This window comes from Pseudomonas frederiksbergensis, assembly GCF_003732705.1.
Taxonomy (GTDB): Bacteria; Pseudomonadota; Gammaproteobacteria; order Pseudomonadales; family Pseudomonadaceae; genus Aquipseudomonas; species Aquipseudomonas frederiksbergensis_F.
Genome location: NZ_MOBR01000015.1, coordinates 144,975 through 158,288 on the forward strand (window position 1 = coordinate 144,975; position 13,314 = coordinate 158,288).

A 13,314-nucleotide genomic window follows, 5' to 3' on the forward strand; every position below is an offset into this window, starting at 1 on the left:
GAGTCCCGCTTGGAAAATAGAGTTATTGAAGCGCGAGGGAGCGCTCGTTGGCGGCGATCTCGCGACCTTTGGCATAAGCGCGCTGGATGGCCGGCCGGGCCTTGAGGCGTTCGCGCCAGGCATCGATGTGCGGGTAGTCCGCCAGGTCCTGACCCTGTCGCAGCGGCTGAATCCACGGGAAGATCGCCATGTCGGCGATGGAGTACTCGCCCGCCACATACGACACCTTCGACAGCCGCGTTTCCAGCACCCGATACAACCGCGTCGCTTCGGCGTTGAGCAGGTCGAGGGCGAACGGGATCGGTTCCGGCGCCTTCTCTTTGAACACCTGCAACTGGCTGAGGTACGGCGTGACATGCCCGACCTGCCAGAACAGCCATTCCTGAACCTTTTGCCGCTCGGCCGTCCCGGTTGGCGGCAGAAAACGCCCGGCCTTGTCGGCCAGATAATTGAGGATCGCGCCCGACTCGAACAGGCTCAACGGCGCGCCCGATCCTTCAGGCGCATGATCGACAATCGCCGGAATCCGCCCGTTGGCGCTGATGCGCTGGAACGTCGCACGCTTCTGCTCGCCGGTACGGATGTTGATCGGCAGCACGCGGTATTCCTGCCCGAGTTCTTCAAGCAGGATGCCGATCTTCAGCCCGTTGCCGGTGGGCCAGTAATACAAGTCGATCATGCGTAAGCCTTGATCGATGGCGCCATTTGCGAGGCGTTGTAGTTGAGAATCCGCCCGTCGGCTTCAACGCCATAGCGGCCATTGAGGGATTCCAGCGGCAAGCCGTAGAGGTGGAAATGCAGGGTTGCCTGCTCGCCCTCGACCCGAATCCCATGCAGGTCTTCACCGAGAAACGAGATCGACGTACCGGGTTGCACGATCACTTCTTTTTCCAGGTGCAAAGTGGTGAACCCAGGCTCGCGCCCTTCATCACTGCGACCGTAGACATAGTTGATTTCCTGGCCTTCGACGGCGCTGATGATCGCCCAGGTTTCGTGGTTGTGCGGGATCGTGCTTTTACCCGGCAACAACGAATTCAGGTACAGCGTCGGCGTGTCGCCATCGTCGTTGAGGCGATAGCGAAACGCAGTGCTGCCCTGCCCCGGCACCGGCGCCGGGAACGCGTCGAAGTTGAACAGGTCCCGGCGCTCGGCCAGGGTTTCGAGCAAGGCAACAATTTCCACCAGCGCGGCGCGGTCGACGCCCCGTTGATTGATCACGCGGATTTTCTTGAGGAAATCCTCAATGACGACGGCACGGTTATCGGTACTCATGAATTAGCTCCTCGGTGTTACACGGACAGGCTGTAGCGGCTCAGGTTGGTCAACAGGTATGGATCATTGGCATTCGTCGGTCGGCGGCCCGGATCACCCAGGGCATGACGCAAAAACTCCTGGGTGCGTTCGCTGGTGGGGTGCTGAAAGATTTGCGCGGCGCTGCCGTGTTCGACGATCACGCCGTTTTCGGTGAAGTAGACGATGTCGCTGATTTCTTCGGCGAAGCGCATTTCGTGGGTCACCAGCACGCAGGTCATGCCCTCTTCGGTCAGCTCGCGAATCACCGTCAGCACCTCGCCGACGGTTTCCGGATCGAGGGCCGAGGTCACTTCATCGAACAGAATCAGTTCCGGACGCATGGCCAACGCCCGGGCAATCGCCACCCGCTGCTGCTGGCCGCCGGACAACTGCCCCGGATAGGCATCGGCCTTGTGTTCCATGCGCACTTTGGCCAGCAACGCTCGGGCTTCTTTTTCGGCGTCGATGCGGCTGCGACCCAGCACTTTGCGCGGGGCGATCACCAGGTTTTCCAGCACCGACAAATGCGGGAACAGGTTGTATTGCTGGAACACGAAGCCCACCCGTTTACGCAACTCGATGCGCTGGGTTTCCTTGGCCAGGGTGTGCACCTCGGTGGCGCCGACGCGAATGCTGCCGCGTTGGGGCTGCAACAGCCCGGTGATGCAGCGCAGGATCGTCGATTTGCCGGAGCCGGACGGGCCGATGATCGACACCGCTTGGCCGCGATGAACGTCGAGGTCGATACCTTTGAGCACCGGGTTGGCGCCGAACGACAGGTGCAGGTCGCGCAGGCTGACCAGGGGCTCGGCGACGGTTTCAATAGAAGGCATAACGTCGCTCCAGGCGTTGGGTCAGTCGGGAAATCGGGTAGCAATAGGCAAAGAACAACACCAGCAGACTCAGGTAAATCACTACGGTAAAACCGGTCATGTTCACGGTGTTGCTGGCGATTTGCGCGGTGTCGATCACGTCATGCACGCCCACCAAAGACGCCAGCGCGGTGCCCATGGTGATCACCGCGTAGAGGTTCATCCACGGCGGCAACATGCGTTTGAAGCATTGCGGCAGGATGATCGAACGAAAGATCTGCCCACGGGTGAACGCCAGGGAGCGGGCGGCTTCCCACTGAGTGCTGGGGATCGAGCCGATGGCGCCCCGGAAGATTTCCGCGACGTTGGCACTCGCCGGCAAGGCCAGGCCGATGGTGACTTTTACCCAGTCGGGGAAGGAGACATAGGTGCTGCCAAGCTTGATCTCGAACGGGAACACGTAGGTGGTGAAATAGATCAGCACCAGCCACGGCGCGTTGCGGAAAATCTGCACCCAGATCTGTGCCGGCAGGCGCAACAGGCGCAGCGGCGACACCGCCAGCGCGCCTACCAGCAACCCCAAAAACGAGCCCAAACCGATCGCCACCAGGCTGATCAGAATGTTTTGACCGAAGCCCACCGCCAGGGCCGGCGACCATTGCAACAAAGCCTTGAGCACCGGGCTCTGCGGGGCGAAGTACAGCAAAAACAGCACGACGCCAACCAACAACAGCAACTTGCCGACATGCCGCCGTGGCCAGGCCAGCGGTGCGCTGACGGTCGATTCAATGGCCATAGCCGGGCATCCTCAGGCGCGCTTCAAGCAAGCGCCCCACGCAATTGACGATAAAACTCAGCAGGCCGAAAAAGCTCAGGATCAGGATCATCAGCTCCAGCACGTTATCGCTTTGGGTCCAGATCATGATCGCCGCGTAGGTGATGTCGCCCACGGCGATGGCCGAGGCCACGGCGGTCATCTTCACCAGGTCGATCAGGTTGTTGATCAGCGATGGCAAGGCAAAGCGCAGGGCCAGGGGCAGTTGCACGTTCCACAGCAACTGGCGGCTGCTGAACGCGAGGGAACTGGCGGCTTCCAGGGTCACTGCCGGCACCGCTTCGATGCCGGCGCGCAAGGCTTCGGCGTGGAACGCGCCTTTATGCAACGAGATCACGATCACCACCCAGGCAAACGGTGTCAGCGGATTCGCCGCGCCAACCGCCTGAGTGAGCAGCATGTTCAACACCAGGAACGCGCAATACAGTTGCACCAGGGTCGGCGTGTTGCGGGTGACTTCGATGAAGACCCGCGCCGGTTTCGCCAGCCACGGTTTGCCCGAGGTCAGCATCGCCGCCAAGCCGACACCCGCCAGCAGACTGCCGACGATGGTGAACAGGCACAACAACGCGGTGGTCAGCGCGCCTTGCTCCAGGGTGCCGCGCTGGTAGGCGTCCAGCAGGAAGTTGTAATTGAGGCCGAACCCGGCGGTCCAGTGGACGAACAGCTCCAGAAGATGACTCATGGATTGCCCCGCAGTTGCCCGCAGGCGTGGGCGATGCGGCGGCCGGCTTCGGCAACGCTATCGGTTGCGGTGGCGATGGACAGGCGAAACCACGGGGACAGTCCATAAGCGCTGCCCGCCACGCCGGCGACGCCCTCCTCCAGCAAGTACGCGACGACATCGGCGTCGTTGTTCAGAGGTTCACCCTCCGGGCGATGACGCCCCAACAAGCCTTCGCAGCGGATGAACACGAAGAACCCCCCCTGGGGTTCGAGCACTTCCAGGCCGTCGACTTCGCTTAAGGCTTTCACCAGCAGATCTCGCCGTTGTTGATAGGCCGCGACCTGCGCCGGCAAGAAATCCAGTCCGCCGTCGAAGGCTGCCAGCGCGGCGGCTTGTCCGACCGAGGAAGCGCCCGAGGTCGATTGCGACTGCACGACTGCCATCGCATTGGTCAGCGTTTTTGGCCCGGCGCCGAAACCGATGCGCCAACCGGTCATGGCGTAGGTCTTGGACACACCGCCCACCAGCAAACAACGGGCCTGCAAATCTGGCGCGACGTTAAGCAAACTCAGCGGTTGCTTGCCGTCAAAGCGAATATGTTCGTAGAGCTCATCCAACAGAATCAGCACCTGCGGATGCCGACGCAGCACCTCGGCCAATGCCTGCAACTCGGCAGCGCTGTACACCGCGCCGCTCGGGTTACCCGGGCCGTTGAGGATCAGCCAGCGGGTGCGTTCGCCAATGTTCTGCTCCAACTGCTGCGGCGTCAGTTTGCAGCCCTGGACCAACCCGCATTCGATAAACACTGGTTCGCCGCCATTGAAACGCACGCTGTCCGGGAACGATGGCCAGTACGGCGTCGGCACCAGTACTTCATCGCCGTCATCGAGGGTCGCGGCAAAGGCGTTGAAGATGATCTGTTTGGCGCCGTTGGCAATCACGATGGATTCCAGCGGGTACTCCAGTCGATTTTCCCGCTGAAGTTTGCGTTGTACGGCAAGTCTTAACGCTTTCACCCCCGGGGTCGGCGTGTACTTGGTGGCCCCGGCGGCAATCGCGGCATACGCGGCTTGTTTGATGTGTTCCGGGGTGTCGAAATCCGGCTCGCCGGTGGTCAGGTCGAGGATATCGCGACCGGTCTCGCGCAACGCCGTGGCCTGGGATTTGGCCGCTGCGTTGGCCGACAGCGATACGCGCTGCACGCGTTTGGACAGGCGAACACTCATGGCTTGAACACCTCCACGACTTTGCCCGGATTGAGCAGGTTTTTCGGGTCCAGCGCGTGCTTGATCCGCCGCATCAGGTCCAGTTCCACCGGGCTTTTGTAGCGGTCCAGCAAACCGACCTTGCGCTGGCCGATCCCATGTTCGGCGCTGATGGAACCGCCATGAGCGTGGGCGCTGTCGTGAACCAACAGGCTGAGCGCCGCGTAGTTCGCCATGTGCGCCTCGACCGTCGAGTCCAGCGGATGAGCGACGTTGTAATGCAGGTTGCCGTCGCCCAAATGGCCGAAGGTGAAATTCCGCACGCCTGGGAAGTGTTGTTGCAGCAGCGCATCGGTGTGGGCGACGAAGTCTACGACCTGGGAAATCGGCACTGAGATGTCGTGTTTCATGTTGCGACCGGCACGCTTCTGCGCCTCGCTCATGTTTTCCCGCAGCAGCCACAGGCCTTCGCTCTGGGCCAGGCTTTCAGCGATCAGCGCGTTGGCCAGCAGTTCCCGTTCGAAGGCTTCACCCAGCACCGTTTCAAACGCTTCCCGGGCATGGCTTTCGCTGTGGTTGTCAGAGAGTTCCAGCAGCGCAAACCACGGCTGCACTGCACCAAGGAATGGTTGCGGGCCTTGGGGAAATTGTTCGCGCAGCAACGCCAGGCAATCGGCGCTGAGCAGTTCGAACGCGGTCAGGCTGGCACCGAAACCGGCCCTGGCGTGGGACAGGAATTGCACGGCTTGGGCCAACGAGTCGAAGGCCAACAGCGCGGTGGCCTGGGCCTTGGGCAGTGGGAAGAGTTTCAGGGTCGCGGCAGTGATAATGCCGAGGGTGCCTTCGCTGCCGATAAACAGGTCGCGCAGGTCGTAACCGGTGTTGTCCTTGCGCAAACCGCGCAGGCCATTCCAGATTTCGCCCTGGGCGGTGACCACTTCCAGACCGAGGGTGAGTTCGCGGGTGTTGCCATAACGCAGCACCGCCGTGCCGCCGGCGTTGGTGCCGAGGTTGCCGCCAATTGTGCAACTGCCTTCGGCACCGAGACTTAGCGGAAACAGGCGCCCGGCATTACGCGCCACGTCCTGCACGGTTTGCAGAATGCAGCCGGCCTCGACAGTCAGCGTGTCGTTGTCCGTATCGACGTTGCGCACGCGGTTCAGGCGATCGAGCAACAGCAACACGGCGCGGCCACTGGCGTCCGGGGTCGCACCGCCCATCAGACCGGTGTTGCCGCCCTGCACCACCACCGGAATGTCATTGGCCACGCAAGCGCGAACCACCGCTGCGACTTCCTCGGTAGTGGCCGGGTGCACGGCGGCGATCACCTGCCCGACGTAGCGGCCCTGCTTATCCGTCAGGTAAGGCGCAGCCTCCTCACTGCTCTGCACATGGCTGGCGTCGAGCAACTGCTGCAATGTCGCGAACAACCCTTGGCTCATGGTTGAACCGCCAGCGGTGCGGCGTTGCGATACTGTTCGTGCAGGTCACGCAAGGCCTGGGACGGCGCCATGCCGGTGCGTTCGCCCAGCGCGATCAGCCAACCGCTGCGGTGCCAATCACGGACGATGGCGTCGAGTTTGGCCTGGGTATCGTGTTCGCCCTTGCGAATCCAGATCACCGAGTTCGACGGAATCAGATCCCCCGGCAGCGGAATCTCGTAACCGGCCCACTCGGCATCGCTCAACAACGCATGCATGGTCGGGCTGACATGCACCGCCGCCACGCAACCATTGCCGCGCAGGGACAGCAGCGATTCCGACTGACTGCGGAACGCCTTGATCTCGGCGCCGTAGGTTTCCTGCAACGGCTTGATGAAGTTGCTGCCCTGGGACACGCACACCGGTTTGCCCTTCAGATCGTCCCACTGGGTGATGCCCGCGCCTTTGCGAATCAGTGCAGCGCCGCCGACTTCTTCGTAAGGCGTGGGCACGTAGTCGAGAATCTCGGCGCGCTCGTCGGTGTACTGCATGTTGGCGATCAGGATGTCGACCTTGCCCTGTTGCAGAAACTGCACGCGGTTGGGCGCCAGCACCGAAACGGTGTTGGCTTCGACCCCCAGCGCCTTGCCGATGCCTTTGGCCAGCTCGACGTTGTAGCCCAGGTGTTCGCCGCTCTTCGGGTCAATGGTGCCGAACGGCGGACCGCTGAGAATCACCCCGACGCTGATGGCGTGGCGCTGTTGGATTTTGTCCAGGGTGGCATCGGCCCGGGCCAGGCTGGCGGCCAGCGCGGCGCACCCGGCCAGGCACAGGGTGGTCAGGGTTCTAGCGGAAAAAAGTGGCTTCATGCACGGCTACCTTGCGCGTTGGTCGGTTGAAAACGCTGAGCCGGGCTCAGGCGCCGTTGGCCTGGAACTGTTTCTGCAACTCGACCAGCGCCGGGGATGCCGGGGTGATGTGATTGCGGGTCTGGGCCTCGATCAACCAGCCGCTGCGGTGCAGCTCCTTGATGATCGGGTCGAGTTTGGCCTGGGTCTCGCTTTCGCCACGACGGGTCCAGATCACCGACGGCGCCGGGTTGAGTTCCGGCGCAATGGCGCGATAGCCCTGCCATTCGGCGGTGTCGGCGATCAATGGATTGATCAGCGTGGCGTCGTGCACGGCGGCAACGCAATTGTTGCCGCGCAGGGCCAGCAAGGATTCCGAAGAGCTCTTGAACGCCTTGATCTCGGCACCCAACTCGGTCAGCGGCTTCACATAGCTGCTGCCCTGGGAGGTGCACACCGGTTGATTCTTCAGGTCTTCCCAGCGGGTGATCTTGCTGTCCTTCAGGACGGCTGCGGTGCCGCCGACGCGGTAGAACGGTGTCGGCACAAAGCCAAGGATCTCGCCGCGTTCGGCGGTCCATTCCATGTTGGCGATCAGCAAATCCACCTTGCCCTGCTGCAAGAACTGTACGCGGTTGGCCGGCAGCACCGGCACCAGTTGCACTTCGGCTTTCAGTTGCCGACCGAGTTCTTCAGCGAGGTCAACGTTCAAACCGCGAGGTTTCTGGCTGGCAGGGTCGATCCCGCCGAAGGGGCCGCCGGACAGCAGCACGCCGACCACCAATACGTGGCGGTCCTGGATTTTATCCAGGGTGGCATCGGCTTGGGCGGCAGTGATGCCGGACAAGGAGATCAAGGCGCCCAGCATGACAGGCAATAATCGTTTTACGGGTGAGCGCTCGAGCAACATGGATTTTCCCCCTCATGGATGATCGGCGTACCCCGACCTAATGAGTGGGCATCCTGGGTACAGCGCCCAGGTAACGGAAATACAAATATCTAATATCGTTATAACTCGCAGTATTTCCTTTTTGAGTAAAACGCTTATATCCCCGTATTTGCTGGGACCCGAGATCCTTCAGGAAAATACCCATCAACAAATACATAAAATTATGTAATGTTTATGTTTGCACCCCTGATATAAAAAGCAGCCGCCATGTCGACCCTCGATCTCGAATTACTGCGTACCTTCATTGCCGTGGTCGATCACCACAGCTTTGCCGAAGCCGGCGCGCAACTGGACCGCACGCAATCGTCCGTCACCCAACACATGCAACGCCTGGAGCAGCAGGTGGGCGTGAGCCTGTTCGAAAAGCGCGGGCGGCAAAAACAGCTCACGGAAGCGGGTCAGCAATTGCTGCGGCACGCGCGGCAGATGCTGTCTCTGAATGACGACGCGCTGAATTCCCTGCGCGAAAGCAGCTTGAGCGGCGTGCTGCGCATCGGCTCGCCCCACGACATCGCCGACACCATCCTGCCGCCGATGCTCAGCCACATCGCGCGTTCGGCGCCGCGCTTGCGCCTGGAGATCGATGTCGGGCGCAGTCCGTTCCTGATGGATGACCTGCACCGGGGCAAGGTCGACATGGTGATTTCCACCCGCGCCGATCCATCACTCGAAGGCTTTGCATTGCGCACCTCGCCGGTGTGGTGGATCTGCTCGGCGCAATACATCCACAACCCCGGCGAACCGCTGCCGCTGATTCTGGTGGATGAGCCGAGTATCTATCGGCGTTATGCGCTGGAGGCCCTTGAACGCGCCAATATCCCATGGCGCCAGGCGTACCTGGCGTCGAACCTGATCGGCATTAAAGCCGCCACCCGCGCAGGGTTGGGCGTGACCCCAAGAAGCATGGAAATGCTCGGGCCGGACATGCGGGTACTGGGGGAAAACGACGGGTTGCCGCGATTGCCGGATGTGACGTATCACCTATGGATACGGCCGAATACCGTGAATCCGTTGGTGCGCAGGGCCTACGATCTAATCAAAAGCAACCAGGGCCACTGATTCACAACAGTAGAAAGGAATGTGCAGAAAAAATGTGGGAGCGAGCTTGCTCGCGATGACGGCTTAACATTCAACAATGATGCTGACTGTCAGACCGCTATCGCGAGCAAGCTCGCTCCCACAGTGGTTTTGCGGCGCTCACAAATACAAGGCTCAACCCCAATCAAATGTGGGAGCGAGCCTGCTCGCGAAAGCGGTGTGTCAGTCAACAGCAGCGCCGACTGACAGATTGCCTTCGCGAGCAGGCTCGCTCCCACAGGGTGATGCGTTACATCAGTGCCGACAGGTCAACAACACTTCGGCCCAGCCTTGCTGCCGTAACGCGCTTCCTGGCGTTCGCGGAAGAACATCTCGTAGTCCATCACCGGTTTGTCCGGGTGTTTGGTTTGCATGTGCTCGACGTAGTTGTCGTAGTCGGGCATGCCGACCATCAGGCGCGCGGCCTGACCGAGGTATTTACCGAGGCGACTCAGGTCATTGAACATGGGGGGCAATCCTCGATCACGCGTCCGGTACTGCCTGGAAGGGCGATTCTTTATCCGTGCGTTCTTTGCTGCCCCAGGCGGCGATGCCGACTTTGAGCGCATAGAACAGGATGCTGAACACCACGAACAGGAACAGCGCCGTCAGCGTTGCGTTGGTGTACGCGTTGTAGATCACGTGCTGCATCTGGTTGATGTCCTTGGCCGGCGCGAGGATCTGGCCGTTGGCCAAGGCGTCGCTGTATTTCTTGGCCAGGGACAGGAAGCCGATCGCCGGATTCGCGTCGAACAACTTGATGAAGCCCGCAGTGGTGGTGCAGATCAGCAACCACGCGGCCGGCAACAAGGTCACCCAGATGTAGCGTTGGCGTTTCATTTTGATCAGCACAACCGTGGCAAGCATCAGTGCAATACCAGCAAGCATCTGGTTGGAGATGCCGAACAGCGGCCACAAAGTGTTGATCCCGCCAAGTGGATCGATCACGCCCTGATAGAGCAAGTAGCCCCACATCGCCACGCACCCGGCAGTAGCGATCAGGTTGGCGGTCCAGGATTCAGTGCGTTTGAGCGCCGGCACGAACGAGCCGAGCAAATCCTGGAGCATGAAACGTCCGGCTCGGGTGCCGGCATCGACGGCGGTCAAGATAAACAACGCTTCAAACAGGATCGCGAAGTGGTACCAGAACGCCATGGTGTTTTCACCTGGCAACACGCTGTGCAGGATCTGCGCGATACCCACCGCCAGGGTCGGTGCACCGCCGGCACGAGCCAGCACGGTGGTTTCACCGATGTCCTTAGCCACCGCTTGCAGCGCTTCCGGAGTAATCGAAAAACCCCAGCTGCTGACGGTTTGCGCAACCTGGATAACATCACCACCGACGACGGCAGCCGGGCTGTTCATGGCGAAGTACACGCCTGGCTCGATCACCGAAGCGGCGACCATGGCCATGATCGCGACGAATGATTCCATCAGCATGCCGCCGTAACCGATGTAACGGGCATGGCCTTCGCTGGCGAGCAGTTTCGGCGTGGTGCCGGAAGCGATCAACGCGTGGAAACCCGAAACCGCGCCACACGCAATGGTAATGAAGAGGAACGGGAACAAGCCGCCCTTCCACACCGGCCCGGTGCCGTCGATGAATTGGGTCAATGCCGGCATTTTCAGCTCAGGCATGGTGATCAGAATCCCGACGGCCAACGCCAGGATGGTGCCGATTTTCAAGAAGGTGGAGAGGTAGTCACGCGGCGCCAGGATCAGCCACACCGGCAATACCGCCGCGACAAACCCATAACCGATCAACATCCAGGTGATCTGCACGCCGGTGAAGCTGAAGACCTTGGCCCAGACCGGATCAGCAGCAATCTGCCCGCCGACGAAGATCGAACCGAGCAGCAACGCCACGCCGATCACCGAGATCTCACCAATGCGGCCCGGGCGGATGTAGCGCATGTAAATGCCCATGAACATCGCAATCGGGATGGTCGCCATCACCGTGAACATGCCCCACGGGCTATCGGCCAGGGCCTTGACCACGATCAGCGCCAGCACCGCGAGGATGATGATCATGATCAGGAAGCAGCCAAACAGCGCGATGGTGCCAGGGATGCGGCCCATTTCTTCGCGGACCATGTCGCCCAGGGAGCGGCCATTACGGCGCGTGGACAGGAACAGCACCATGAAGTCCTGCACTGCACCGGCAAACACCACGCCGGCGATCAGCCACAGCGTGCCGGGCAGATAGCCCATCTGCGCCGCCAGTACCGGACCGACCAAAGGCCCCGCGCCAGCAATCGCCGCGAAGTGGTGACCGAACAGGATGTGTTTGTTGGTCGGGACGTAGTCCAGACCATCGTTATTGAGGACTGCGGGGGTGGCGCGATTGGGATCGAGTTCCATCACCCGGTTGGCGATGAACAAGCTGTAGTAGCGGTAGGCAACAAGGTAGATGGCGGTGGCGGCGACGACGATCCAGAGGGCGTTGATCGCTTCGCCGCGGCGCAAGGCCACGACACTCAGCGCAATCGCTCCAATGACAGCCACGACAAACCAGGCGAGGTGTTTAACCAGACGGGTCATTGCGTGTCTCCTGCCGGCAGTCCGATAGGCCGCGGCGATAATTTTTATAATGGTGCCCGTTATGCGAGCGTGCCTAATATCCGCGCATGTCGCCATCAGTGAAATCCGCAGTACTACGTAAGGCCCTTCTACGTAGTACTACGCAGATCGTCCGCCCCCGTTAGTCCGACCGCGTTTTACACGCGCAAGGTCGTGCCGTTTTTGGCCTATCATGCCCCCACCACGCCACCCGCCAACGGCCCTGCCGCACCGTCGCCCGGTCTGGACAGGAGTAGATATGCAGCTCAAACATAAAATCGTTGCCCTGGGCATCCTGCCGCTGATCCTGGCGATTGCCGTTATTTGCGCCTTGGTCATGTTTCAGAATCGCCAGCTCGGCGAGCAGCAGGCGCAGTTGATCGAGGACAGCATCCTCGCGAGCAAACGCGCCGAACTGAAAAACTACGTAGAAATGGCCAAGAGCCTGATCGAGCCGCTGTATGCCGATGGCAAGGGCGACGAAGTGGCGCAGCAGCGGGTGCTCGAAGAACTGCGCAAGCTCAGCTTCGGCATCGACGGCTACTTCTTCGTCTACGACCGCCAGGGCCGCAGCCTGATGCACGCGCGGCAATCGGATCTGGTGGGCAAATACCTGTGGAACATGACCGACCCGCACGGTTTGCCGGTGATTCAAGCCTTGCTGAAAAGCGCCGAATCCGGCGCCGGTTTCCAGCGCTATGCCTGGAAAAAACCCTCCACCGGCGCGGTCACCGACAAGCTCGCCTACGTGGTCATGCTCGACCGCTGGGGCTGGATGCTCGGCACCGGCATCTACCTCGAAGACGTCGAACAGGCCACCCAGCAAGCCCGGGATGAAGTGGCCAATGGCATCCACGGCACCATGCTGGCGATTGCCGCGGTGGCGTTGATTGCGGTGCTGCTGGTGTTCGTCAGCGGCATGACATTGAACGTCAGCGAACATCGCCTGGCCGACAAAAAACTCCAACGTCTCAACCAGCGCATCGTCAGCTTGCAGGAAGAAGAGCGCTCGCGGGTTTCCCGGGAACTGCACGATGGCATCAGCCAGTTGCTGGTATCGATCAAGTTTCAGTTCGAACTGGCCAGCCATTTGATCGAGGCCGGGCGCGGCAATGGCTTGAATATTTTGCGCGAAGCCACGGAGCGACTGGGCAGTGCCATCGGCGAGGTGCGCAGCATTTCCCATGACTTGCGTTCGTCCTTGCTCGACACCCTGGGCCTGCCCGCCGCCATCGGGCAACTGGCCGCCGAATTCCAGCAGCGCAGTGGCTTGCAGGTGAACTACCAAAGCGACTTGTTCGATTGTGATCTGGTGGACGGCGCCGCCGTGGCGGTATTCCGCATTGCCCAGGAAGGGCTGACCAACATTGAACGACACGCCCAGGCCAGCGCGGTGTCGATCACCTTGCAGGGCTCCAAAGAGGCGTTGCGACTGGTCGTCGTGGATAACGGCATTGGCTTTAACGTCAATCGGATCGATCGTCTGAACGCCGGCATCGGCCTGCGTAATATCCGTGAACGGGTCGAACATTTTGGTGGCCGACTCGACCTTCATTCAACGCCGGGCCGAAGTGAACTGAACGTCCTTATCCCGATGAGCCTGACGGCCGCTTGAGGCCCGTCATCCTCACAAAACAATAAGAGAGCT

General features: G+C 61.0%; 13 protein-coding genes. 2 read left to right on the plus strand and 11 right to left on the minus strand.

The features are described 5' to 3' along the window. Positions 1-22: 22 nt before the first annotated feature. The 9 genes from BK667_RS16685 to BK667_RS16725 are packed head-to-tail and all read right to left on the minus strand — an operon-like array spanning position 23 to position 7,991. Positions 23-679, minus strand: a complete 657-nt coding sequence (locus tag BK667_RS16685) for a glutathione S-transferase N-terminal domain-containing protein (protein WP_123598292.1) — start codon at positions 677-679, stop codon at positions 23-25. Continuing rightward, on the minus strand, positions 676-1,272 hold the full coding sequence (locus BK667_RS16690; RefSeq protein WP_123508719.1) for a cysteine dioxygenase family protein: 597 nt from the start codon (positions 1,270-1,272) through the stop codon (positions 676-678). The genes BK667_RS16685 and BK667_RS16690 overlap by 4 nt, the downstream gene beginning before the upstream one ends. A 17-nt stretch (positions 1,273-1,289) precedes the next feature. Further along, the gene (locus BK667_RS16695) at positions 1,290-2,126 is read right to left on the minus strand and encodes an amino acid ABC transporter ATP-binding protein (protein ID WP_123407667.1); all 837 of its coding nucleotides are present in this window, start codon (positions 2,124-2,126) and stop codon (positions 1,290-1,292) included. Next, complete coding sequence (locus BK667_RS16700; RefSeq protein WP_123598293.1) at positions 2,113-2,901, minus strand: amino acid ABC transporter permease; 789 nt, start codon at positions 2,899-2,901, stop codon at positions 2,113-2,115. Before BK667_RS16700 ends, BK667_RS16695 begins: the two co-directional genes overlap by 14 nt. Then, positions 2,891-3,625 carry an amino acid ABC transporter permease gene (locus BK667_RS16705; protein WP_054614482.1) on the minus strand — a complete coding sequence of 245 codons (735 nt, stop codon included), beginning with the start codon at positions 3,623-3,625 and terminating at the stop codon, positions 2,891-2,893. Before BK667_RS16705 ends, BK667_RS16700 begins: the two co-directional genes overlap by 11 nt. Next, entirely contained in the window at positions 3,622-4,833 is a 1,212-nt protein-coding gene (locus tag BK667_RS16710) for an aminotransferase class I/II-fold pyridoxal phosphate-dependent enzyme (protein WP_123598294.1), read from the minus strand. Before BK667_RS16710 ends, BK667_RS16705 begins: the two co-directional genes overlap by 4 nt. Then, positions 4,830-6,254 (minus strand): FAD-binding oxidoreductase, encoded by a 1,425-nt coding sequence (locus tag BK667_RS16715; RefSeq protein ID WP_123598295.1) that lies wholly within the window; start codon positions 6,252-6,254, stop codon positions 4,830-4,832. The genes BK667_RS16710 and BK667_RS16715 overlap by 4 nt, the downstream gene beginning before the upstream one ends. Continuing rightward, positions 6,251-7,102 (minus strand): transporter substrate-binding domain-containing protein, encoded by an 852-nt coding sequence (locus BK667_RS16720; RefSeq protein WP_123598296.1) that lies wholly within the window; start codon positions 7,100-7,102, stop codon positions 6,251-6,253. The genes BK667_RS16715 and BK667_RS16720 overlap by 4 nt, the downstream gene beginning before the upstream one ends. Positions 7,103-7,148: 46 nt before the next feature. After that, entirely contained in the window at positions 7,149-7,991 is an 843-nt protein-coding gene (locus BK667_RS16725) for a transporter substrate-binding domain-containing protein (protein ID WP_123598297.1), read from the minus strand. A 246-nt stretch (positions 7,992-8,237) separates the two neighbouring features. On the opposite strand from BK667_RS16725, the gene BK667_RS16730 reads away from it, so the two are divergent. Continuing rightward, positions 8,238-9,089: a LysR substrate-binding domain-containing protein gene (locus tag BK667_RS16730; RefSeq protein WP_123598298.1), complete on the plus strand. Its 852-nt coding sequence runs from the start codon at positions 8,238-8,240 to the stop codon at positions 9,087-9,089. 287 nt (positions 9,090-9,376) lie between these two features. Here BK667_RS16730 and BK667_RS16740 read toward each other — a convergent pair whose 3' ends face one another. Both BK667_RS16740 and BK667_RS16745 read right to left on the minus strand, forming a co-directional pair. Next, positions 9,377-9,574, minus strand: coding sequence for a YbdD/YjiX family protein (locus BK667_RS16740; protein WP_054050768.1), 198 nt, complete (start codon positions 9,572-9,574; stop codon positions 9,377-9,379). A 16-nt stretch (positions 9,575-9,590) separates the two neighbouring features. Continuing rightward, positions 9,591-11,648, minus strand: coding sequence for a carbon starvation CstA family protein (locus tag BK667_RS16745; protein WP_123598299.1), 2,058 nt, complete (start codon positions 11,646-11,648; stop codon positions 9,591-9,593). A gap of 277 nt (positions 11,649-11,925) precedes the next feature. Between BK667_RS16745 and BK667_RS16750 the strand changes: the two genes are divergently transcribed. Next, positions 11,926-13,281 (plus strand): cache domain-containing protein, encoded by a 1,356-nt coding sequence (locus BK667_RS16750; protein WP_123598300.1) that lies wholly within the window; start codon positions 11,926-11,928, stop codon positions 13,279-13,281. Positions 13,282-13,314 lie beyond the last annotated feature (33 nt).

Excerpts from the sequence above, each read along its gene's own strand:
- BK667_RS16685 (WP_123598292.1), bottom strand. The coding sequence starts at position 679 with ATGATCGACTTGTATTACTGGCCCACCGGCAACGGGCTGAAGATCGGC.
- BK667_RS16720 (WP_123598296.1), bottom strand. The coding sequence starts at position 7,102 with ATGAAGCCACTTTTTTCCGCTAGAACCCTGACCACCCTGTGCCTGGCC.
- BK667_RS16700 (WP_123598293.1), bottom strand. The coding sequence starts at position 2,901 with ATGGCCATTGAATCGACCGTCAGCGCACCGCTGGCCTGGCCACGGCGG.
- BK667_RS16715 (WP_123598295.1), bottom strand. The coding sequence starts at position 6,254 with ATGAGCCAAGGGTTGTTCGCGACATTGCAGCAGTTGCTCGACGCCAGC.
- BK667_RS16750 (WP_123598300.1), top strand. The coding sequence starts at position 11,926 with ATGCAGCTCAAACATAAAATCGTTGCCCTGGGCATCCTGCCGCTGATC.
- BK667_RS16695 (WP_123407667.1), bottom strand. The coding sequence starts at position 2,126 with ATGCCTTCTATTGAAACCGTCGCCGAGCCCCTGGTCAGCCTGCGCGAC.
- BK667_RS16725 (WP_123598297.1), bottom strand. The coding sequence starts at position 7,991 with ATGTTGCTCGAGCGCTCACCCGTAAAACGATTATTGCCTGTCATGCTG.
- BK667_RS16705 (WP_054614482.1), bottom strand. The coding sequence starts at position 3,625 with ATGAGTCATCTTCTGGAGCTGTTCGTCCACTGGACCGCCGGGTTCGGC.
- BK667_RS16740 (WP_054050768.1), bottom strand. The coding sequence starts at position 9,574 with ATGTTCAATGACCTGAGTCGCCTCGGTAAATACCTCGGTCAGGCCGCG.
- BK667_RS16730 (WP_123598298.1), top strand. The coding sequence starts at position 8,238 with ATGTCGACCCTCGATCTCGAATTACTGCGTACCTTCATTGCCGTGGTC.
- BK667_RS16690 (WP_123508719.1), bottom strand. The coding sequence starts at position 1,272 with ATGAGTACCGATAACCGTGCCGTCGTCATTGAGGATTTCCTCAAGAAA.
- BK667_RS16710 (WP_123598294.1), bottom strand. The coding sequence starts at position 4,833 with ATGAGTGTTCGCCTGTCCAAACGCGTGCAGCGCGTATCGCTGTCGGCC.
- BK667_RS16745 (WP_123598299.1), bottom strand. The coding sequence starts at position 11,648 with ATGACCCGTCTGGTTAAACACCTCGCCTGGTTTGTCGTGGCTGTCATT.